The organism is Streptomyces sp. NPDC001406 (assembly GCF_042895285.1).
Taxonomy (GTDB): Bacteria; Actinomycetota; Actinomycetes; order Streptomycetales; family Streptomycetaceae; genus Streptomyces.
In genome coordinates this window covers 25,455-45,934 of record NZ_JBIAWG010000018.1, presented here as the reverse complement: position 1 = coordinate 45,934, position 20,480 = coordinate 25,455, and the positions used below count along the sequence as shown (strand labels likewise).

20 protein-coding genes and 1 tRNA gene are annotated in these 20,480 nt (G+C 70.1%); 9 read left to right on the top strand and 12 right to left on the bottom strand.

Annotated features, from left to right (window positions below):
* Positions 1-61: 61 nt before the first annotated feature.
* The 3 genes from ACFY1J_RS35950 to ACFY1J_RS35940 all read right to left on the bottom strand — a co-directional run bounded on the left by ACFY1J_RS35950 (position 62) and on the right by ACFY1J_RS35940 (position 3,807).
* Positions 62-1,009 carry a MerR family transcriptional regulator gene (locus ACFY1J_RS35950; protein ID WP_390732661.1) on the bottom strand — a complete coding sequence of 316 codons (948 nt, stop codon included), beginning with the start codon at positions 1,007-1,009 and terminating at the stop codon, positions 62-64.
* 201 nt (positions 1,010-1,210) lie between these two features.
* Entirely contained in the window at positions 1,211-2,968 is a 1,758-nt protein-coding gene (locus tag ACFY1J_RS35945; RefSeq protein ID WP_390732660.1) for an SDR family oxidoreductase, read from the bottom strand.
* Positions 2,965-3,807: a M24 family metallopeptidase gene (locus ACFY1J_RS35940; protein ID WP_390708390.1), complete on the bottom strand. Its 843-nt coding sequence runs from the start codon at positions 3,805-3,807 to the stop codon at positions 2,965-2,967. Before ACFY1J_RS35940 ends, ACFY1J_RS35945 begins: the two co-directional genes overlap by 4 nt.
* A 216-nt stretch (positions 3,808-4,023) precedes the next feature.
* Here ACFY1J_RS35940 and ACFY1J_RS35935 point away from each other — a divergent pair, with 216 nt between their 5' ends.
* From ACFY1J_RS35935 to ACFY1J_RS35910, 6 genes are all read left to right on the top strand, one after another.
* Positions 4,024-4,989, top strand: a complete 966-nt coding sequence (locus tag ACFY1J_RS35935; RefSeq protein WP_390732713.1) for an ABC transporter ATP-binding protein — start codon at positions 4,024-4,026, stop codon at positions 4,987-4,989.
* Positions 4,979-5,887, top strand: coding sequence for an ABC transporter permease subunit (locus ACFY1J_RS35930; protein WP_390708391.1), 909 nt, complete (start codon positions 4,979-4,981; stop codon positions 5,885-5,887). The genes ACFY1J_RS35935 and ACFY1J_RS35930 overlap by 11 nt, the downstream gene beginning before the upstream one ends.
* Positions 5,884-6,795, top strand: a complete 912-nt coding sequence (locus ACFY1J_RS35925) for an ABC transporter ATP-binding protein (protein WP_390708392.1) — start codon at positions 5,884-5,886, stop codon at positions 6,793-6,795. Before ACFY1J_RS35930 ends, ACFY1J_RS35925 begins: the two co-directional genes overlap by 4 nt.
* 10 nt (positions 6,796-6,805) lie before the next feature.
* Positions 6,806-7,525 (top strand): ABC transporter permease, encoded by a 720-nt coding sequence (locus ACFY1J_RS35920; protein ID WP_390708393.1) that lies wholly within the window; start codon positions 6,806-6,808, stop codon positions 7,523-7,525.
* Positions 7,526-7,620: 95 nt separating this feature from the next.
* Entirely contained in the window at positions 7,621-7,839 is a 219-nt protein-coding gene (locus ACFY1J_RS35915) for a hypothetical protein (RefSeq protein ID WP_363299509.1), read from the top strand.
* A gap of 261 nt (positions 7,840-8,100) precedes the next feature.
* Positions 8,101-8,187 (top strand) — tRNA-Ser (locus tag ACFY1J_RS35910).
* 228 nt (positions 8,188-8,415) lie between these two features.
* On the opposite strand, the gene ACFY1J_RS35905 is transcribed toward ACFY1J_RS35910, so the two are convergent.
* The 9 genes from ACFY1J_RS35905 to ACFY1J_RS35865 form a co-directional block, all read right to left on the bottom strand.
* A complete protein-coding gene (locus ACFY1J_RS35905) occupies positions 8,416-9,228 on the bottom strand; it encodes an HAD family hydrolase (protein ID WP_390708394.1) in 813 nt (270 codons plus the stop codon).
* A complete protein-coding gene (gene serS, locus ACFY1J_RS35900) occupies positions 9,225-10,502 on the bottom strand; it encodes a serine--tRNA ligase (RefSeq protein ID WP_390708395.1) in 1,278 nt (425 codons plus the stop codon). The genes ACFY1J_RS35905 and serS overlap by 4 nt, the downstream gene beginning before the upstream one ends.
* 530 nt (positions 10,503-11,032) lie before the next feature.
* The gene (pheA, locus tag ACFY1J_RS35895; RefSeq protein WP_390708396.1) at positions 11,033-11,965 is read right to left on the bottom strand and encodes a prephenate dehydratase; all 933 of its coding nucleotides are present in this window, start codon (positions 11,963-11,965) and stop codon (positions 11,033-11,035) included.
* Positions 11,966-12,044: 79 nt separating this feature from the next.
* Positions 12,045-13,334: an iron uptake transporter deferrochelatase/peroxidase subunit gene (efeB, locus tag ACFY1J_RS35890; protein ID WP_390708397.1), complete on the bottom strand. Its 1,290-nt coding sequence runs from the start codon at positions 13,332-13,334 to the stop codon at positions 12,045-12,047.
* 8 nt (positions 13,335-13,342) lie between these two features.
* Positions 13,343-15,244, bottom strand: a complete 1,902-nt coding sequence (locus ACFY1J_RS35885; RefSeq protein ID WP_390708398.1) for a copper resistance CopC/CopD family protein — start codon at positions 15,242-15,244, stop codon at positions 13,343-13,345.
* A 13-nt stretch (positions 15,245-15,257) separates the two neighbouring features.
* Positions 15,258-15,710, bottom strand: a complete 453-nt coding sequence (locus ACFY1J_RS35880; RefSeq protein WP_390708399.1) for a copper chaperone PCu(A)C — start codon at positions 15,708-15,710, stop codon at positions 15,258-15,260.
* Entirely contained in the window at positions 15,707-16,360 is a 654-nt protein-coding gene (locus ACFY1J_RS35875) for an SCO family protein (RefSeq protein WP_390708400.1), read from the bottom strand. Before ACFY1J_RS35875 ends, ACFY1J_RS35880 begins: the two co-directional genes overlap by 4 nt.
* Before the next feature lie 93 nt (positions 16,361-16,453).
* Entirely contained in the window at positions 16,454-17,188 is a 735-nt protein-coding gene (locus ACFY1J_RS35870) for a YcnI family protein (protein ID WP_390708401.1), read from the bottom strand.
* 133 nt (positions 17,189-17,321) lie between these two features.
* The gene (locus ACFY1J_RS35865) at positions 17,322-18,167 is read right to left on the bottom strand and encodes a hypothetical protein (RefSeq protein ID WP_390732659.1); all 846 of its coding nucleotides are present in this window, start codon (positions 18,165-18,167) and stop codon (positions 17,322-17,324) included.
* A 222-nt stretch (positions 18,168-18,389) separates the two neighbouring features.
* Here ACFY1J_RS35865 and ACFY1J_RS35860 point away from each other — a divergent pair, with 222 nt between their 5' ends.
* The 3 genes from ACFY1J_RS35860 to ACFY1J_RS35850 all read left to right on the top strand — a co-directional run bounded on the left by ACFY1J_RS35860 (position 18,390) and on the right by ACFY1J_RS35850 (position 20,479).
* Entirely contained in the window at positions 18,390-18,836 is a 447-nt protein-coding gene (locus ACFY1J_RS35860; RefSeq protein WP_390708403.1) for an ATP-binding protein, read from the top strand.
* Between the two features lie 38 nt (positions 18,837-18,874).
* A complete protein-coding gene (locus ACFY1J_RS35855) occupies positions 18,875-19,438 on the top strand; it encodes a GNAT family N-acetyltransferase (protein WP_390708404.1) in 564 nt (187 codons plus the stop codon).
* Positions 19,439-19,537: 99 nt separating this feature from the next.
* Positions 19,538-20,479, top strand: a complete 942-nt coding sequence (locus ACFY1J_RS35850; RefSeq protein WP_390732658.1) for an intradiol ring-cleavage dioxygenase — start codon at positions 19,538-19,540, stop codon at positions 20,477-20,479.
* The last annotated feature ends 1 nt before the right edge of the window (position 20,480 follow it).

Here is a 20,480-nt window from a genome sequence, read left to right as displayed (position 1 = left end):
CACAACCAAGTCCGGTTATCCACAGGGTAATTGACGAAGGTGTGGACAAGTGGTGGGCGATTCAGGGAGTTTCGTCAAGATCCGTCATGGAGACGTGACTTGTCATCAGGTCGTCCAAGAGCCGGGCGCGCACCTCTCGTTCGGCTGCCAGCGCGATGAACTCGGCAGCCCGTTCGGCACCAACCAGCCGCTCCACAGCCTGGATCGTCTCTGCCGGGATCGGTACGGGACGGCTCTCCTCGACCGGTTTTCGTGGCTCTCCCGCGCTCAGCTGTCGGCGCAGATGACGGGTGGCGAACAGGCGCATCGCGCGGGCGAGTTCGGCGTCCACGGTCTGCTGCGCCAGGGGGCGCAGACGCCGTACGAGCGAGGCCGCCTCCGCCGCTCGGTCGTCGGTGAGACGGTGCGGGTCGTCCAGGTAGCGGGCGAAGACGTGCTCGGTCGTGAACTCCAGGAAACGGGTGGCTATGTGCTCGACCTGGACCCTCAACTCCCGCAGGTGGCCGGTGATCGCGGACAGCGGTACTCCGGCCGTGTGCAACTCGACCGCGACGGCCAGCTCTTGAGGACTCGGCACGAGGAACGATTCGGGGTCTGCGGGTACGGGTTCGAGCACGCCGAGTTCGACCGCCTCGGCCACGGCGTCGTCGTCGGGGGTGCCGCCGAAGCGGGCGTCCAGCTCCGCGCGGGAGACCCGGGAGGGCTCCTCGTCGGTCCACGGGCCCTCGACCTCGGTGACCAGGCCGAGGACGCCGCCCAGGCCGCGGCCGGTGTCCCAGGCCTCCAGGAGTTCCTTGATGGAGGCCAGGGTGTAGCCGCGGTCGAGGAGGTCGGCGATCTGGCGGAGGCGGGTGACGTGGACGTCGGAGTAGACGTTGGCCCTGCCCCGGCGTTCGGGGCGGGGGAGCAGGCCGCGGTCCTGGTAGGCGCGGATGGTTCGCACCGTGGTGCCGGTGTGGTGGGCCAGGTCTTCGATGCGGTACGCGGAGCTGGCCGGGGGGTCGGTCATGTGGGGTTCCTTGGTGGGGTGCCCGGTGCTGGTGCCCGGGTGGGTGGGTTCGCTCGCCCGCGCTTGCGGGGTGCCTCCCCCAAGCTCTCAACTACGTTCGAGCAGGGGGGACCCCCACCGCCCACCCGTGCCGCCTGGGGGTCCCCCTGCTCGCAGAGCTTGGGGGAGGCACGACTGCCCGCAGCTATGCAGGCTGCCGTCTCACACTCGCGGCTCCACCCTTGCGATCGCTCTCAACGCCCCCGGCATGAAACGGGACATGAGGTGTGCGCCGCGGGCCTCCGGAGTCACCGGTACCACCGCCTCGTTGCGGGTCACCGCTCGCAGGATCGCCTCCGCGACCTTCTCCGGTGGGTAGTTGCGCATCCCGTACAGGCGCGCCGTCCGCTTCTGGCGGCGGCGTTCCTCCTGCGCGTCCACTCCGGTGAAGCGTGCGGTGGAGGTGATGTTGGTGTTGACGAAGCCGGGGCAGATCGCCGTCACGCCGATGTCCTGGCCGGCGAGTTCGGCGCGCAGGCACTCGGACAGCATCAGGACGGCCGCCTTGGAGGTGCTGTAGGCGGGCAGCGCCTTGGAGGGCTGGTACGCGGCGGCCGACGCGATGTTGACGATGTGGCCGCCCTGGCCCCGCTCGGCCATCTGTCCGCCGAAGAGACGGCAGCCGTGGATGACACCCCACAGGTTGACGTCCAGGACCTTGCGCCAGTCGTCCGGCGTCGTGGTGAAGAAGGAGCCCGACAGCCCGATCCCGGCGTTGTTGACCAGCACGTCCACCACGCCGTACTCGTCGGCGACCTTCTCGGCGAGCTTCTCCATGGCCTGCTCGTCGGAGACGTCGACGGTCTGCGCCCAGGCCTTGGGCGCGCCGAGCAGCCGGGACAGCTCCGCGGTGCGGGCGGCGGACTCCGCGTCCCGGTCGACGGCCACCACGCGCGCGCCGGCCTCCGCGAACGCGAACGCCGTCGCCCGCCCGATCCCGCTGCCGGCGCCGGTGACCAGCACGAGCCGGCCGCTGAACCGTGCGGAGTGGCGTCCGGAGGGCTTCGCCTCGGGGCGGCCGCCCTCGACCCCGGTGACGAACTCGTCGATCCAGGCGGCCAGTTGATCGGGGCGGGTGCGCGGTACCCAGTGCTTGGCCGGCAGCGTCCGCCGGGTCGACTGCGGAGCCCACCGCTCCAGTTCGTCGTACAGCTTCTCGGAGAGGAACGCGTCCCCCAGGGGCGTGATGAGCTGCACGGGCGCGTGCGCGTACGGGTCCGGGCGTGGCCTGAGCAGGCGGGAGCGTACGTTGTCCCGGTACAGCCAGGCGCCGTTCGCGGCGTCCGTGGGCAGCGAGGACGTCGGGTAGTCGCCGCCGGGGACCTTCTCGATCCGCTCCAGGATCTTCGGCCAGCGCTTGCCGAGGGGGCCGCGCCAGGCCAGTTCGGGCAGGGCGGGCGTGTGCAGGAGGTACACGTACCAGGACTTGGCGCCCTGGCCCAGGAGCTGGCCCACCCGGCGGGGTGTCGGGCGCTTCACGCGCGCGTTGATCCAGTGACCGAAGTGGTCGAGGGACGGGCCGGACATCGAGGTGAACGAGGCGATGCGCCCCTCGGTGCGCTTGACCGTGACGAACTCCCACGACTGCACCGAACCCCAGTCGTGGCCCACCAGGTGCACCGGCCGGTCCGGGCTGACCGCGTCCACGACCGCCAGGAAGTCGTCGGTGAGCTTCGCCAGCGTGAAGCCGCCGCGCAGCGGCTTCGGTGCCGTCGACCGGCCGTGGCCCCGGACGTCGTAGAGCACCACGTGGAAGCGGTCGGCGAGGCGGACGGCGACCTCCGACCAGACCTCCTTGCTGTCCGGGTAGCCGTGCACCAGGACCACCGTCGGCTGTGCCGGGTCCCCGAGCTCCGCCACGCACAGCTCGACCCCGCCCGTCCGCACCCGGCGCTCCCGTGCGCCCTTCAGCGTCGTCACTCGTCCTCCGCCCAGCGCCGCACGTGCGGCAGATCGTCGTCCAGCCAGAAGGCGCTCTGTTCGGGGTCCCGGGAGTCGGTGACGACCAGGATCTCCTCGAACTTCGCGCCCGTACCCCGGAAGCCGAGATGGGGTTCGACCGCCCACAGGCCCGGCTGCGGCGGGTGGTCGGAGAAGCGGTACGGCGACCACAGGGGCGACCAGCCCTCGCGGTGGCCGTGCAGCGCGTCGGCCGCCAGGCCCTTCAGGGACTGGGTGCCGAATCCGAACAGGTGCGGCGACCAGCGGCGCTGCCGCACCCGGTCCACCTTGTGCGCGATCACCCCGAAGGGGTACGCGCGATGCCGGTTCGCGTAGCCCTGGCGGACCATGAGGCGGTCCACGTGCTCGTAGATCTCGCGCAGCGGGCGCCGCTCGCGCACCTCGCGCAGGATCAGCTCACGGTGCGCCTTCAGGTCGGCCATCAGCCGGTCCTGCACCGGGTTGAGGCCGAGCGAGCCCGAGTAGCCGATGTCCGCCGTGTATCCCTCGTACACCGGGGCCATGTCCAGGATGAACGGCATCCCGGGCGCCAGGCGCCGGTTGGTCGGGAAGAACTGGAGCGGCACGCGGAAGTTCACGAACGCCGTCCGGTCCCCGAACCAGGCGAAGGGCAGGTGGAACCAGTCCCGCACGCCCCGCTCGCGCAGCCACTCGCGCTGCATGCGCGCGGCCTCGCGCTCGGTCACCCCGGGCTCCAGCTGTGCCGCCACCGCCTCGGCGCACTCGTACGCGAGGCGTTGGACCCGTCTGAATCCCCGCAGCTCCACGGGGAGTTCGCTGTTCACTGCCGTCGTCATGCCGCCCCGTCCCGTCGACTGCGGTACGCGTCCGTAACTTGACACTGGTGAATGTGACAGTTGTTAGAGGCGGCGTCAATAGGCGGGATCATGAGCTGTGGATAACTCTCAGGAAGGGCATCCCCTAGGGCCCCGTACGACTGGAGTCTGACGCCAAGACGGCTCTGCGGTCTGACGACTTGCGTGGCGCGCATCACTACCGTCGACGACGTGACTGTGATCGCGACCGAAAGCCTGAGCAAGCGGTTCCCCCGGGTGACCGCGCTTGACCGGCTCTCCGTGGACGTGGGACCCGGTGTGACGGGGCTCGTGGGTGCCAATGGAGCCGGCAAGTCCACACTGATCAAGATCCTGCTGGGTCTGTCCCCCGCCACCGAGGGCCGCGCCGAAGTGCTCGGCCTCGACGTCGCCACAAAGGGCGCCGCCATCCGCGAGCGGGTCGGCTACATGCCGGAGCACGACTGCCTGCCGCCCGACGTCTCGGCCACCGAGTTCGTCGTCCACATGGCCCGCATGTCCGGCCTGCCCCCGGCCGCCGCCCGCGAGCGCACCGCGGACACCCTGCGCCACGTCGGTCTGTACGAGGAGCGCTACCGCCCCATCGGCGGCTACTCGACCGGCATGAAGCAGCGGGTGAAGCTGGCCCAGGCCCTGGTGCACGACCCGCAGCTGGTCTTCCTCGACGAGCCGACCAACGGCCTCGACCCGGTCGGCCGCGACGACATGCTCGGCCTGATCCGCCGCATCCACACCGACTTCGGCATCTCGGTCCTGGTCACCTCGCACCTGCTCGGCGAGCTGGAGCGCACCTGCGACCACGTGGTCGTCGTCGACGGCGGCAAGCTGCTGCGCTCCAGCTCCACCACGGACTTCACCCAGACCACGACCACCCTCGCGATCGAGGTCACCGACAGCGACGAACACCCCGACGGCACCCGCGCGGTGCGCGACGCGCTCCACGCGCGCGGGGTGGAGACCGACAACGAGGGCGGCGGCCTGCCCGGCGCCGGCCACATCCTGCTGCTCACCGCCCAGGGCGACGAGACGTACGACCTCGTCCGTGACGTCGTCGCCGACCTCGGCCTCGGCCTGGTGCGCATGGAGCAGCGCCGACACCACATCTCCGAGGTGTTCACCAGCAGCGACGAGCAGCGGAAGGAGGCGGCCGTCCATGGCGGTTGAGCAGCCCCTGGCCACCCCCGCGGGTGACCAGTCCCGAATCCACGACATCGGCTACCGCGGCTACGACGGCCCGCGCCTGGGCCGCGCCTACGCCCGCCTGTCCCTCTACTCGCAGACCCTGCGCGGCTCCTACGGCCTCGGCCGCTCGGTGAAGTCCAAGGTGCTGCCGATGCTGCTGTTCGCGGTGATGTGCGTGCCGGCGGCCATCATGGTCGCCGTCGCCGTCGCCACCAAGGCGCACGACCTGCCGGTGCCCTACACCCGGTACGCGATCATCATGCAGGCCGTCATCAGCCTGTACGTCGCCTCGCAGGCACCCCAGGCCGTCTCCCGCGACCTGCGCTTCAAGACCATCCCGCTGTACTTCTCGCGGCCCATCGAGACCGCCGACTACGTCCAGGCCAAGTTCGCGGCCCTGGCCTCGGCGATGTTCATCCTCACCGGCGCCCCGCTGCTCGTGCTGTACGTGGGCGCCCTGCTGTCCAAGATGGACTTCGCCCACCAGACCAAGGGGTTCGGCCAGGGACTGGTCTCGGTGGCCCTGCTGTCCCTGCTGTTCGCCGGCATCGGCCTGGTCATCGCGTCGATCACCCCGCGCCGCGGCTTCGGTATCGCCGCCGTGATCGCCGTACTGACCATCTCCTACGGCGCGGTCTCCACCCTTCAGGCCATCGCCGACTCCCAGGGCAGCACCAGCGCCATCCCGTGGATCGGCCTGTTCTCGCCGGTCACCCTGATCGGCGGCCTGAGCACCGCCCTCCTCGGCGGCACCAACACCTTCCCGGGCGGTGACGGACCCTCCCACGCCCAGGGCGCGGTGTACCTGCTCGTCGTCCTCGGCCTGATCGCCGCGAGCTACGGCCTTCTGCTGCGCCGCTACAAGAAGGTGGGACTGTGACCACGCTCTCCATCGACCACGTCTCCCGCTGGTTCGGCAACGTGGTCGCCGTCAACGACATCACCATGACCATCGGCCCCGGAGTCACGGGCCTCCTCGGCCCCAACGGCGCCGGGAAGTCCACCCTCATCAACATGATGGGCGGCTTTCTCGCTCCCTCCACCGGCACGGTCACCCTCGACGGGCAGCCGACCTGGCGCAACGAGGCCATCTACAAGCACATCGGCATCGTCCCCGAGCGCGAGGCGATGTACGACTTCCTCACCGGCCGCGAATTCGTCGTCGCCAACGCCGAGTTGCACGGCCTGGGCGACAAGGCCGCCCAACGGGCCCTGGCCACGGTCGAGATGGAGTACGCGCAGGACCGGAAGATCGCCACGTACTCCAAGGGCATGCGGCAGCGCGTGAAGATGGCCTCCGCGCTGGTCCACGACCCCTCGCTGCTGCTGCTCGACGAGCCGTTCAACGGCATGGACCCGCGCCAGCGCATGCAGCTCATGGAGCTGCTCCGGCGGATGGGCGACGAGGGCCGCACCGTGCTGTTCTCGTCCCACATCCTCGAAGAGGTCGAGCAGCTCGCCTGGCACATCGAGGTCGTGGTCGCGGGACGGCACGCGGCCAGCGGCGACTTCCGCAGGATCCGCCGCCTGATGACCGACCGCCCGCACCGCTACCTGGTCCGCTCCAGCGACGACCGCGCCCTCGCGGCCGCGCTGATCGCCGACCCGTCGACGTCCGGCATCGAGGTCGACCTCACCGAAGGTGCGCTGCGCATCCAGGCCGTCGACTTCGGACGCTTCACGACCCTGCTGCCGAAGGTCGCCCGGGACCACGGCATCCGGCTGCTCACGGTCTCGCCGTCCGACGAGTCCCTCGAGTCCGTCTTCTCATATCTGGTCGCGGCGTAGGAGGCCGAAGATGTACGACCCCACAGTCGCCCGGCTCACCTACCGGGCCCTGCTCGGCCGTCGCCGGGCTCTCATCCTCGGCGCGCTGCCGATGCTGCTGATCGCGATCTCCGTGGTGGTGCGCGGCCTGGCCGGCGCCGACGACCAGACCGCGGCCGACCTGCTGGGCGGCCTGGCGCTCGCCACGATGGTGCCGATCATCGGCGTCATCGCGGGCACCGGCGCGATCGGCCCGGAGATCGACGACGGTTCCGTGGTGTATCTGCTGTCCAAGCCGATCAAGCGGCCCACGATCATCTTCACCAAGCTGATCGTGGCGATCGCCGTGACCATGGTGTTCTCCGCGGTGCCGACCCTGATCGCGGGCTTCATCCTCAACGGCAACGGCCAGCAGATCGCCATCGCCTACACGGTCGCGGCCCTGGTCGCCTCCATCGCCTACGCGGCCCTGTTCCTGCTCCTGGGCACGGTGTCGCGGCACGCGGTGATCTTCGGGCTCGTCTACGCCCTCGTCTGGGAGGCCCTGTTCGGCTCCCTCGTCTCGGGTGCCCGCACGCTCAGCGTCCAGCAGTGGGCGCTGGCGGTCGCCCACAAGGTCACCGGCGGTGACCTGGTCACCTCGGACGTCAGCCTGACGACCGGCACGGTGCTGCTGGTCTCGGTCACCGTGCTGGCCACCTGGTACGCGGGACAGAAGCTGCGCTCGCTGACGCTGGCGGGCGAGGAGTAGGCGCCGGCCAGGAGCAGGCACATCGGCCTTGACGGGGGCTTCACCCCCGTCCGGGCACATTGGATCCGGGGGATGCACTGCTGGGAGGCACGGGAATGGCTGACGAGGCGCTGCCGTACGACGAGTGGGACGGGGTCGTCCTGGACGAGGACTTCATACGGTCCGCGGAGACGTCCGAGCCGTCCGCCCGTGCCCGGATGCTCGCCGCCCGCTGGCGTGCCGAGTCGCCGGAGCCGCAGCCGTGGCGCTCCGACGAGCCGCCCGCGGGGTGGTTCTTCAGCAAGTCACGTCGGCGCAGGTGGCGCCGCCGGTAGGGCGGTGGTGCGCACCGGTTAATTCAGTGGCGCCCAACTCGGGGGCGGGGCAGAGTGGTTGTGCCCCACCCGCCGGGACGGACCCGGCGTCACGATCTGGGAGAGGAGCCGGGCGATGCCCATGCACGGCAGTACGCCCAGCTCCCGACAGGGCAGTTCGCAGCGGACTCCGGAGTAGCCATTACCTCTCCGTGGAGCCGCGGACTGCCCGGGGCGGCCGCTTCGAGCACGCGATGTCGCTCTCGCGTGGGCCGCCCACCCGGAGGATTGGCCGAGTGGTAAGGCACTGGCTTGCTAAGCCATGGTCGGGTCGAGAGGCCCGCGCACGTTCGATCCGTGCATCCTCCGCGAGACGTTGTCACTGGGACTTGGCCGGAATTCAGGGCTCGGGTGCGTCAAGGATTTCAGGGCCCGGGTACGTCAAGAAGGCACCCGGTGCTGCAGGCTGTGCCCACCCTCCCCCACTCTCGGCTTCGCTTGAGCGGGGGAACCCCCATCGCCCTGCGGAACGATTGCCCACAGCGGTCGGGAACGATCGTCCACGGCGGTCGGAATGACTGTCCACAGCAGTTGCACTCAGCTGCCGTCGGCGAGAAGCCTCTCCAGTACCAGCGCGATGCCGTCCTCCTCGTTGGAGGACGTCACCTCGTTCGCCACTGCCCTCAGTTCCTCGTGGGCGTTGGCCATGGCCACGCCGCGGGATGACCAGGTGAACATCGGGATGTCGTTGGGCATGTCGCCGAAGGCGATCGTGTCGGTGGCCTTCAGGCCCAGGCGGCGGGCCGCCAGGGAGAGGCCCGTCGCCTTGGACAGGCCGAGCGGCAGAAGCTCCACGATGCCCTCGCCCGCCAGGGCGACCGTGACGAAGCCGCCCGCGGCCCGGCGGGACGCCTCGGCCAGCTCGTCGTCCGAGAGGGTGGGGTGCTGTATGTAGATCTTGTTCAGTGGCGCGGCCCAGAGGTCGGACACGTCCGTGAACGGCGTCGCCGGGAGCCTTCCGGTGACCGCGTACCCGGGGCCGGCCAGCACCTCGCCGTCGAGGCCGTCCTGGCTCGCCGCCAGGAACAGCGGACCCACCTCGGCCTCGATCTTGGCCAGGGCCACCCCCGCCAGCCGACGGTCCAGGGTGACGGAGGTCAGCAGCCGGTGCTCGCCGGCGTCGTACACCTGCGCGCCCTGTCCACAGACGGCGAGGCCCTGGTATCCGAGGTCGTCGAGGATGTGCCGGGTCCAGGGGACCGCGCGGCCCGTGACCACGATGTGCGCCGCGCCCGCCGCGGTGGCCGCGGCGAGCGCGTCACGGGTGCGCTGTGAGATCGATTCGTCGGAGCGCAGGAGCGTTCCGTCGAGATCGGTGGCGACCAGCCCGTACGGGAAGGCGCCGCTCACTTGGCCACCGGCTCCAGGACCTCCCGGCCGCCCAGGTACGGGCGCAGCACCTCGGGGACGCGGACGGAGCCGTCGGCCTGCTGGTGGTTCTCCAGGATCGCCACGATCGTGCGCGGTACGGCGCACAGCGTGCCGTTCAGCGTCGCCAGCGGGCGGACCTGCTTGCCCTCGCGGACGCGGATCGACAGGCGGCGGGACTGGAACTCGGTGCAGTCCGAGGTCGAGGTCAGCTCGCGGTACTTGCCCTGCGTCGGGATCCACGCCTCGCAGTCGAACTTGCGGGAGGCCGAGGCGCCCAGGTCACCGGTGGCGACGTCGATGACGCGGAACGGCAGCTCCAGCGAGGTCAGCCACTGCTTCTCCCACTCCAGCAGGCGCTTGTGCTCCTCCTGCGACTCCTCGGGAGTGACGTAGGAGAACATCTCGACCTTGTCGAACTGGTGGACGCGGAAGATGCCCTTGGTGTCCTTGCCGTGCGAGCCGGCCTCGCGGCGGAAGCACGGCGAGAAGCCGGCGTAGCGCAGCGGGAGGCGGTCCGCGTCGATGATCTCGTCCATGTGGTAGGCCGCCAGCGGCACCTCGGACGTGCCGACCAGGTAGAGGTCGTCCTTGTCGAGGTGGTAGACGTCCTGGGCCGCCTGGCCGAGGAAGCCGGTGCCCGCCATGGACTGGGGGCGGACGAGGGCCGGGGTCAGCATCGGTGTGAAGCCCGCGGCCGTCGCCTGGGCGATCGCCGCGTTCACCAGGGCCAGCTCCAGCAGGGCGCCGACACCGGTGAGGAAGTAGAAGCGCGAGCCGGAGACCTTGGCGCCGCGCTCGACGTCGATCGCGCCGAGCAGCTGGCCGAGCTCCAGGTGGTCCTTGGGCTCGAAACCCTCGGCGCCGAAGTCGCGGATGGTGCCGTGCGTCTCCCGCGTGACGAAGTCCTCCTCGCCGCCGACGGGCACGTCGGGGTGGACGAGGTTGCCGAGCCTGAGCACGAGCTCCTGGGTCTCGGCGTCGGCCGCGTCGCGCTCGGCGTCGGCGGCCTTGACGTCGGCCTTGAGCTGCTCGGCACGCTTGAGCAGCTCGGCCTTCTCGTCCACGGGGGCCTTGGGGATGAGCTTGCCGAGCTGCTTCTGCTCGGCGCGCAGTTCGTCGAAGCGGACGCCGGACGACCTGCGCCGCTCGTCGGCAGACAGGAGGGCGTCGACGAGCGCGACGTCCTCTCCACGGGCGCGCTGGGACGCGCGCACACGGTCGGGGTCCTCACGGAGCAGGCGAAGGTCAATCACGGGCTCAAGGCTACCGGTGCCGGGTTGCCGCTCACGAATCACTATTCCAACGGGTTCCGATTCGCGGCTTACGTTCCGTTATGGGCGAATTGCCGAGCGTGTCAAGGAAAAGTGTCTCACTCCCTGGGACGGGGCAAACGGCAGGCGTCGTGTTGACTCGATTCCCTTGTGGAGAACGGGATTTGGAAGCCCGGTTGTCCACAGGGGTCCACACTCCGGGAAGAGTTATCCACAGGCTGTGCGGAAGGTCTGTGGATTTCGGAATGGATCACTCCGGAAGTGTTCGACGGGTCGAAGAATTCCCCACCCAAACCGCCCTGACACCTACTTTCGGGTGGAAATTGGTCGCCCCAAAAGATGAACCAAAGGAAACGAGTGGACGAAGGGTGACCTGTGCGCCGGTGGACCCATCTGGGAGCCGCAGGGCGATTTGTCGACTGAGTGGCACTTCGTTGTCGACTTGTCCCCAGGTCGAGAAGAGCGCCTGTGGATAACTCCTGTGGACAACGAAGGTATGCAGGTAGGACTGGCTAGAAACGGCCGTCCTGGCACCGCGCCACCCAGTCCGCCGCCGTGACGAACTCCTCGTCCGAGGTCCCCGGCAGCGTGGGCCGGACATCGTCGGGCTTGATGTCGGCGCGCGGGTACGAGCCGAGGAACCGCACCTGCAGACAGATCCGCTTCAGCCCCATCAGGGCCTCGGCCATCCTGCGGTCGGAGATATGGCCCTCGGCGTCGATGCAGAAGCAGTAGTTGCCGATACCGGCGCCGGTGGGCCGGGACTGCAGCAGCATCAAGTTGATGCCCCGGGTGCCGAACTCGCCGAGGAGGTCGCGCAGCCCACCGGGGTGGTCGTCGCGCTGCCACAGCACGACGGAGGTCTTGTCCGCGCCGCTCGGCGCCGCGGGCCGAGCCGGCCGGCCCACCAGGACGAACCTGGTCTGCGCGTTCTCCGCGTCGTGGATCCCGGTCTCCAGGGGCACCAGACCGTACCGGGCGGCCGCGAACTCACCGGCGAAGGCGGCGTCGTACCGGCCCTCCTGGACCAGCCGGGCGCCGTCGGCGTTCGAGGCGGCCGACTCCCAGACGGCGTCCGGGAGGTTGCTTCTGAGCCAGTTGCGGACCTGCGGCTGGGCGGCCGGATGGGCGGTGACCGTCTTGATCTCGGACAGCTTGGTGTCGGGCCGGACCAGCAGCGCGAAGGTGATCGACAGCAGCACCTCGCGGTAGATCATCAGCGGCGCGCCCGCGACCAGCTCGTCGAGGGTGGTCGTGATGCCGCCCTCGACCGAGTTCTCGATCGGCACGAACGCGGCCTCGGCCTCACCGGCGCGCACGGCGTCGAGAGCGGACTGCACCGAAACGTAGGGGATCAGCTCCCGGGTCGCCGCCTCCGGAAGTGTGCGCAGGGCCACTTCCGTGAAGGTGCCCTCGGGGCCGAGATACGCATAGCTCGCTGGCATGTCCTCACCCTAATGGCCTCGGGGAAACGGGGCTCACGTGTCTCACGGCAGCCCCTCCCCTGAGTGAACCGGGGCGCGCTCAGCCCTCCAGCAGCCGCTGGCCCACGTACTCTCCGCGCGCCGCCCCGCCCGGCACGGCGAACAGACCGCTCGACTCGTGGCGGATGTACTTCGACAGCGCGTCGCCCCGGTCGAGCTTGCGCTGTACCGGCACGAAGCCACGCAGCGGATCCGCCTGCCAGCACACGAAGAGCAGCCCCGCGTCGGGCACCCCGTCCGCGTCGAAGCCGTCGTGGTACGAGAACGGGCGCCGCAGCATGGCCGCGCCCCCGTTCTGGTCGGGCCGCGTGATCCGGGCGTGCGCATTGCCCGGAACGACGTAGTTGCCGTGGGCGTCGGCCTTCTCCAGGTCCATCGCGGTCGTCTCGGTGCCCCCGGACAGTGGCGCCCCGTCGGACTTGCGGCGCCCGATGACGCCCTCCTGGGCCTTGACCGAGAGCTTCTCCCAGTCGTCGAGGAGCATGCGGATACGGCGTACGACGGCATAGGAGCCGTTCGCCATCCAGGCCGGGTCGTTCGAGCCGGACGCCGGGACGAAGATCCGCTTGTCGAAGTCGGCGTCCGCCGGCTTCGGATTGCGGGTGCCGTCGATCTGGCCCATCAGATTGCGGGCCGTCATCGGGTGGGCGGTGGCGCCCGGGGTGCGGTTGAAGCCGTTCATCTGCCAGCGGATGCGGGCCGCGCCGCCCGCCTCCTTCTGGATCGCGCGCAGGGCATGGAAGGCGACCAGGGCGTCGTCGGCGCCGATCTGCACCCACAGGTCGCCATTGCTGCGCGCCCTGTCGAGGTGGTCGGAGGAGAAGTCGGGCAGCGGATCGAGGGAGACCGGGCGCTGCTTGTCCAGTCCGGTGCTGGCGAAGAAGCTGTTGCCGAAGCCGAAGGTGATCGTCAGCGAGGACGGGCCGGCGTCGCGGGCCACGTCCGTGTCGTCGTGCGCGGCGGCCTCGCCCGCCATCAGCCGCTCGGCCGTCGTCGACCAGCGGCGCAGCAGGGCGGCCGCCTCCTTGCGGCCCGCGCCCGCCGCGAGGTCGAAGGCGACGAGGTGGCCCCGGGCCTGGAGGCCCTCGGTGATGCCGGGCTGATGTTTCCCGTGAAACATCGCCCGGCCGGAGCCCACCGAGGTCAGCGGGGTGGCCTGGGCAGGGGCGGCCGCGTACCCCACGGCCCCGCCCGCCGCACCGAGCACAAGCCCGGTCGCACCGGCGGTGCCGAGCAGCTTCCGCCGCGATATCCCCTCTTGGGGGTCGCCGTTCTCCGGGACGGCCCCTTCGGGGGCGATCGCTTCGGATGAGGTGGACTGGTCGGTCATGGTGCGGTTCAGCCGATCTGCGCGTTCTTGGAGACGGACGTCTGGTCGATGTCGGAGGTCCGCACGGTCACGGCGATCTTCCATTCGCCGGCCATGGGGATCTGCACCCCGTCCGCCGCCCAGTGCCCGGTGGCGATGTGGTCGGGGGTCACGGGAAGGGGCCCGATCTTCTTGGCCTCCAGGGTGAAGGCGACCTTCACCTCGGGGATGTCGAAGGCCCGGCCGTTGGGCCGCTGTACGTAGACGTGCATCTCGTTGCCGCCCACGCGCGCGGGGTCGAGGTCGAGTCGTACGACGCCCTTGCCGTCCTTGCCGCCGGTGTCGAACGGCATGTCCAGGGTCAGCGCCCCGGAGGTCGAGGACGACGAGGACGACGAGGAGGACGACGACGTGGCGGCCTTGGCCTCCTGCTCGGTGCGTCCCGGCTCGGTCTGGGTCAGCACGGTGGTGACGGCGAGCAGGACGACCGCCACGCCCGCCTCCGCGAACACCGAGCGGCGCAGGCCGAAGCGGTTGGGGTCGGCCTCGCGCAGCCGCTTCTGCCGGGTGGCGTCCACGGCGGCCCGCTGCCGGGAGAGCTGGGCGGCCCGCTCGGAGTCACCGGCCGCGGCCGGTGCCGTGATGTGCTCCTTGGCGGGCAGCTCCGCCTCGGCCTGCTCCGTGGTGAATGTGGAGTTCGCGGTGTCCGAGAGCCGTGCCGTCCAGCGCCGCGAGATCCACGCGATGCCGACGAGCAGCAGGACAAGCCCGATCTTGACGAGCAGCAGTTGTCCGTACCGGGTGTCGGTGAACGCGGACCAGGAGCCGAGCTGGCGCCAGGACTGGTAGATGCCGGTGGCGACCAGCGCGGCCACGGACCCGAAGGCGAGGCGGGAGAAGCGGTGTACGGCGGCGGCCTCGACGGGTGTGTCGGCGGGCGCCCGGTGGAGCGCGACGAGCAGGGCGACGAGTCCGCCCAGCCAGGCGGCGACCGCCAGCAGATGGAGCACGTCGACGGGCATGGCGATGCCCGGCTGGAGCCCGGTCGAGGCGTGCTCGGCCATCGCCCAGCTCGCCGCCAGCCCGGCGGCGACCACGGTCCCGCCGATGGCGAGCCCGAACCGCAGGTCGCGCTTCTCCTCGTCCTCCCGCTTGTCATACGTTCCGAAGAGCACCGCGATGAACAGCGCGGCCGCGGCGAGCAGCAGCAGCCGGGAGACCAGTGCGGCGCCGGTCTTGGTCTGCAGCACCTGGCCGAGCAGGCTCAGGTCGAAGACGTCGCCGAACTTCCCCGAGGTGGTGTAGGAGCCACGCAGGAGCAGCAGCCACAGGGTGGCCGAGGTGAGCGCGAGCCAGCCGCCGACGACGAGCCGCTGCAGCGCCCGCACCCCGGAGCCGCGCTGCCAGCAGGCGAGCACGAAGGCGCCGCCGCCGACGAGCACGATGTAGCCGGCATACGACACGTACCGCCCGAACCCGTACAGCCAGCCCACGACTCCGCCGCCCGCCGTCTGGTCGGAGACGGAGACGGTGGTCAGGGACGGGGCGCCCACGGAGAAGGTGTAGGCACCGGCGACGGGGTGGCTGTCCGCGGAGACGACCTGGTAGGTGACGGTGTACGTGCCGTTGCCCAGACCGCTCTTGAGCTGCACGGCGTAGGTCGTCCCGCTCACGTCGGACGGCTTGCCGGCGTCCACCCGTTTGCCCTTGGGGTCGAGGACGCGCAGCGAGTCGTCGTTCATCGCCACCTTCTCCGAGAAGGTGAGCGACACCTGGTCGGGGGCCTTGTCGACCACCACCCCCTGCGCGGGGTCGCTGCCGGTCAGCGCGGCGTGCGCGGAGGCCGGACCGGCCCCGGCGAGGAGCGCGCCGGTGACGGCCAGGAACAGCAGCACCAGGGTCCGCAGGCGGGGGGCGATGGTCCGGGTCAAGGTGGTCCCTCCCTCAGTGTCCGGTCGACGGGTTGTACGTGGCGGACTTCACCGGCATCTCGACGGTGAGGGGTCCGGACTTGGCAAACTTCAGCTTCAGCGTGATCGTGTCGCCCTGCTTCGGCCTGCGGTTCAGCTTCTCGAACATCAGATGGTTGCCACCGCTCTTGAACACGAGTCGGCCGTGTGCCGGGACGGCGAAGGAGGTGACCTCCTGCATGCTGCCGCCCACGGTGTCGTGCATGGTGACCCGGCCCGCGACGTCGCTGGTGACGGAGGTCAGCTCGTCCTTCGCGGCGCCCTTGTTCGTTATCGTCAGAAAGCCGGCGGCCATGTCGGCGGAGACCGGCTGGGGCATGTAGGAGGCGCCGACCGACAACTCGGCAGCCGTGTCGTCGGATCCGCCGCAGCCCGCGAGGGCGAGCGCGCCCGCCAGCACGGCGGCGGGTACGGCGAGACGCCTCACGGGTTCGCTCCCTTGATGATCTTGGGCAGGTCCTTGGTGTAGTCGTCGACGGTGGCGTCCTCGCCGTAGAGGAGGTAACCCCCGTCGGTCTTCGGCGAGAAGGCGACGACCTGGGTGCCGTGGACGGAGACGATCTTGCCGTTCTTGTCCTTCTTCGTCGGCTCGATGGAGATGCCGAGGGAGCGGGCGCCGGCCTGGATGGTGGCGAAGTCGCCGGTCAGGCCGATGAACTCGGGGTCGATGCCCTTGAGCCACTTGCCGAGCTCGGACGGCGTGTCGCGGGCCGGGTCGGTGGTGACGAACACGACCCGCAGCTCGGCCTGCTCCGCCTTGGTCAGCGACTTCTTGGCGACCGCGACGTTGTTCATGGTCAGCGGGCAGATGTCGGGGCAGTGCGTGTAGCCGAAGTAGACCAGCGTCGGCCGGCCCTCGGTCTCCTTGCGGAGGTCGTACTTCTTGCCGTGTGTGTCGGTGAGGACCAGGTCCGGCTTCTCGAACGGCTTGTCGAGGAGGGTGGCGGCCTTGGCCGAGCCGGACTCCTCGGAGACCACGGCGATGGGCGACTTGCCGTCGTCACCGCTGCCGCAGGCGGAGAGGGTCAGGGTGGCGGCGGCGAGCAGCGCGGCCGCGGCGAACGTCTTCTTGCGCATAGAAAAATGTCCCAGATATGAGAGCTCCGGAGCGCACCGGGGGTCGTACGCAAGAGTCGCACGACCCCCTGTGCGCGGTGCGGGCGGCGGGGCTCAGGCGGCGGACCGGCGGCGCCCGGCGAGCACGCCGTACGCGACTCCCGCCGCGCCGACGACGATGCCCGCCACGCCGAGTACGCGTGCGGTGGTGTCGCTGCCGCCGGAGGAGCCGGAGTCCGTCGCGGCCGCGGTCTCGGTCTTCTTGTCGGAGGCGTCCTCGGCGGTCATGGAGCCGTGTCCGTGCTCATCGGCGGATGCGGCGGACAGGGTGAGGACGGGGGCCGGGTTCTCGGGCTCCTCCTGGCCGTCCTGCTGCACCTCGATCCAGCGCACGACCTCCTTGTTGGAGTACGTCTGGACCGCCTTGAAGACGAGTTCGTCGGTGTCCTCGGGCAGCGTGCCCAGGGAGAGCGGGAACTTCTGGAAGTAGCCGGGTTCGATGCCCTTGCCGTCGGCGGTCCAGATGACCTTGGTGACGGCCTCGTCGATCTTCTTGCCGTGCATCTCCAGCGGCTTGTCCAGCTTGGACTTGGTGACCTCCACCGTCCAGCCGGCGACCGGCTGCGGCATCACGGAGGCCAGCGGGTGGTCCGCCGGGAAGTTGACCTCGACCTTGGTGGTCGAGGCGTTGTCGCGCTCGTTGGGGACCTTGAAGTCGACGACCGCGTAGCCGCCCTTGGCCGCGGTGCCCTCGGGCTGCACGGAGACATGCGCGAAGGCGGGCGCGGAGAGGGCGAGGACGGCCGAGCCCGCGACGGCAGCGGCGGTGGCGAGACGGGAAACCTTCATGGTGTGGAGCACTCCACTCTGTGTGAGTTCCGGTGAAAGAAGGGGGGCGCGCACGAAGTGCACGCGCGCGTGCCGCACGACGGCGGCCGGCCCCTCCGTCCCGGTCCGGGTGGAGTGGTGTGGTCGCGTCGCGTCAGGCAGCGAGGACGAGTGCGGCGGCCGCGGGCGGGCCGCGCCGGATCACCGAGTGCTGGAGTGCGGTGGTGTGGGGTGCGGGTGGTTCGTCCCCGGCGGTGCGTGGCTGTCGCGGGCCCGCCTCGGGAGCGGCCGGAAGCCCGGCGCACAGGGCACGCACCAGGGCGATCGCCCCGCGCAGGGAGCGTACGAGCGCCCCCTCGGCGACTCCCTGCGCCGACAGCTCCAGCAGACGCAGCACGGCCAGGTCGCCGCGGCGCAGCAGCCAGCCGACGGCCACCGCGGCGAGCACGTGACCGAGCAGCATCGGCAGGGACGGCAGCAGCGACTCCGAGGAGCCGGTGGCGTCCGCCGCGTGGTGCATGGCGCTCATGTCCGTGCCGGAGCCGGTGAGCAGGTGCGCCTGGGAGAGGATGCGGTAGGCGTGGGCCGGGGTGATCGCCGCGACGCCGGTGCCGCACACGAGCCGCGCGGCCCGCTCGACCAGCGTGGCGTCGTTCATCCCGGCCATGGAGCCCATCGACATGGCGCCGGACGACATCGCGCCGGACGACATGGTCGCCGTACCGTGCTGGCCCAGCCCGAACAGCGTGTGCAGCACGGTCTGGCCGAGGGCGAGCAGCGTGACGATTCCCGGCAGTGAGCGCTCGCGTCCGGCGAGCGGTGCCACGAGCACGAGGGCGCCGAGGAAGCCCGCGCCCAGCGTCCACAGCGGAACGGTGGCGCAGGAGGCCAAGGTGTGCCCGGCCGCGGCCAGCACGACACAGACCGCGGCGAACACCGCGGCCCGCAGGATCCGGAGTCGGTTTCCGGAGCGCGCCGTGCGCTGGTGGGGGGCAGTCATGGCGGCCTCATCATCGCACTGGACTCGCCGTTGCCCGACGTCAGGTCCACAAGGTTCCGTTCGACCGGAAGGTCACGCTCTGCCGTGAGCCGTCCCCTCATACACCGATTCCTGCCCGCGCGCATCGTCCGTATGGGCGGGGTCACGCGGACGGGGTGCTTACACCCGGGGATTGGCGGCAATAGGTAACGGTATGTCGAGCCGCGGCCTGGAGGCTGGAGCATGAGCATCTGGTGGTCACTCCATCTGCGCCGCGAGGCCGCGAGCGTGCCGCTCGCCCGCCGGTTGCTGCTCGGCACGATGGAGACCGCGGGCGTCGACCCCGATGTGTCCTACGACCTGTCCGTCGCCCTGGGCGAGGCTTGCGCGAACGCCGTCGAGCACGGCGGGGACGCGTCGCGCGGCGGCTCGTCGGAGGCGTACCGGGTGACCGCCTACCTGGACGGCGAGAAGTGCCGGATCGAAGTGGCCGACTCCGGGCCGGGGTTCGCCCGCGCCCATGCTCCGCGCCCGCCGCGCGTGGACGCCGAGCACGGCCGCGGACTGTTCTTGATCAGGGAACTCGCCGATCACGTCCACATCGGCGACAAGCCGGGCCGGGGAGGGACGGTGGTGAGCTTCGACAAGATGCTCAAGTGGAAGAAAGATCCTTCTCTGCTTACGGCATGACTGCTGCGCAGACATAACGGCCGCGCTAAGGTGCGCGCATGAATATCGAAACCGAGGAAATATTCGAGGGAGTACGGCTACGGCTGCTCGCTCAGGACGATGCTTCGGCGCTTTGTTCCGCATACGTCGAGAACCGCAAACATCTCGAACCGTGGGAGCCGTGCAGACCGGACTCCTTCTTCACGGTCGAGGGTCAGACGGAGCGTCTGGAGGAGCTGCTGCGGCAGTTCGCGGAGGGCGGTCTGGTGCCCTGGGTCCTTGAGTCGGGCGGCGGGCGGATCGTGGGGGCGATCACGCTGTCCGGCATCTCGATGGGCCCCTTCTGCAGCGCCTATCTGGGTTACTGGGTCGCCGCCGACCAGCAGAACCGGGGGCTGGCCAGCAGTGCCGTGGAGCAGGTGTGCCGTATCGCGCGGGACACGGTCGGACTGCATCGGATCGAGGCGTCCACGCTTATCGAGAACACGGGTTCACAGCGCGTCCTGAAGAAATGCGGTTTCGATTCGATCGGCATGGCCCCGAGTTATTTGCATATCAATGGGGAATGGCGGGACTGCCATCTCTTCCAGCGGATCCTGCACGATGCGGATCCGGCCGTCTGACCGAGGTGTTCCGGCCGACCCCGGATTCCCGGGCTTTCACAGCCCTTTGAAAGCTCTTGCCCATGTGCTTGACAAGCGGCCTTCCTAGCTTGCTCGGCCATGACGGGCAATCACCGAAACACATCCCTCACCCGGCGCCGCGCCCTCGCGGTGACCGGGGGCACGGTCGCGGCTGGCGGCCTCGCGGCCGCCGGTTACCAATCGGCCTTCGCCGACACGGCCACGGACGCCGAGACGACCGCCACGGCCTCGGCGACGTCGACCGGCGGCACCTGCACGCAGCTGATGACGAGCGTCACGGAGGGCCCCTACTACCTCGATGGTGCCCTGGTGCGCAGGGACATCACCGAGGGCAAGAGCGGCGTACCGCTGACGCTGCGCCTGACCGTCGTGGACGCCACCGACGGCTGCACCCCGGTCCCCGGCGCCGCCGTCGAGATCTGGCACTGCGACGCCTGGGGCTACTACTCCGGCTACACCACGGCCAACCCGGGTGGCTCGGCCCCGGCCGAGAGCGAGGAGGGCGACAGCGCGAACGACAACACCTATCTGCGCGGCTATCAGATCGCCAACGCCAACGGGGTCGTGAAGTTCGAAACGATCTTCCCGGGCTGGTACACCCCGCGCACCTGCCACATCCACGTCAAGGTGCACACGGGTGGCGAGAAGGAGGACGGCACCTACGAGGGCGGCAAGGTCAACCACACCGGCCAGCTGTTCTTCGACGACGACGTCGCCGAGGCGATCTTCGCCCTGGAGCCCTACTCCAAGCACTCCGGCAGCTACACCACGCTCGCCAATGACATGGTCTACGACGGCGGCGGCGTCACCAGCGGTCTGCTGACCCTCAAGGCCGTCCACAAGAGCGACACGGCCAAGGGCTACAAGGGCTTCCTCACCCTGGGCATCGACCCCGACGCCGAGAACACCGGCGCGGGCAGCGGGGGCGGAGGCACACCCCCGAGCGGTGCGCCCGGTGACGCCCCGACGGGCGCCCCGCCCAGCGACAGTGCCTCCCCGTCGGCCTCCGCGTCATCGTAGC

What these genes read in the sequence shown, in the direction of transcription:
- ACFY1J_RS35915 (WP_363299509.1), top strand. Translation starts at nt 7,621, where the DNA reads ATGGCTGACGAGGCGCTGCCGTACGACGAGTGGGACGGGGTCGTCCTG.
- ACFY1J_RS35865 (WP_390732659.1), bottom strand. Translation starts at nt 18,167, where the DNA reads ATGACTGCCCCCCACCAGCGCACGGCGCGCTCCGGAAACCGACTCCGG.
- ACFY1J_RS35920 (WP_390708393.1), top strand. Translation starts at nt 6,806, where the DNA reads ATGTACGACCCCACAGTCGCCCGGCTCACCTACCGGGCCCTGCTCGGC.
- ACFY1J_RS35860 (WP_390708403.1), top strand. Translation starts at nt 18,390, where the DNA reads ATGAGCATCTGGTGGTCACTCCATCTGCGCCGCGAGGCCGCGAGCGTG.
- ACFY1J_RS35850 (WP_390732658.1), top strand. Translation starts at nt 19,538, where the DNA reads ATGACGGGCAATCACCGAAACACATCCCTCACCCGGCGCCGCGCCCTC.
- efeB (WP_390708397.1), bottom strand. Translation starts at nt 13,334, where the DNA reads ATGACCGACCAGTCCACCTCATCCGAAGCGATCGCCCCCGAAGGGGCC.
- ACFY1J_RS35930 (WP_390708391.1), top strand. Translation starts at nt 4,979, where the DNA reads ATGGCGGTTGAGCAGCCCCTGGCCACCCCCGCGGGTGACCAGTCCCGA.
- ACFY1J_RS35940 (WP_390708390.1), bottom strand. Translation starts at nt 3,807, where the DNA reads ATGACGACGGCAGTGAACAGCGAACTCCCCGTGGAGCTGCGGGGATTC.
- ACFY1J_RS35950 (WP_390732661.1), bottom strand. Translation starts at nt 1,009, where the DNA reads ATGACCGACCCCCCGGCCAGCTCCGCGTACCGCATCGAAGACCTGGCC.
- ACFY1J_RS35870 (WP_390708401.1), bottom strand. Translation starts at nt 17,188, where the DNA reads ATGAAGGTTTCCCGTCTCGCCACCGCCGCTGCCGTCGCGGGCTCGGCC.
- ACFY1J_RS35855 (WP_390708404.1), top strand. Translation starts at nt 18,875, where the DNA reads ATGAATATCGAAACCGAGGAAATATTCGAGGGAGTACGGCTACGGCTG.
- ACFY1J_RS35875 (WP_390708400.1), bottom strand. Translation starts at nt 16,360, where the DNA reads ATGCGCAAGAAGACGTTCGCCGCGGCCGCGCTGCTCGCCGCCGCCACC.
- pheA (WP_390708396.1), bottom strand. Translation starts at nt 11,965, where the DNA reads ATGCCAGCGAGCTATGCGTATCTCGGCCCCGAGGGCACCTTCACGGAA.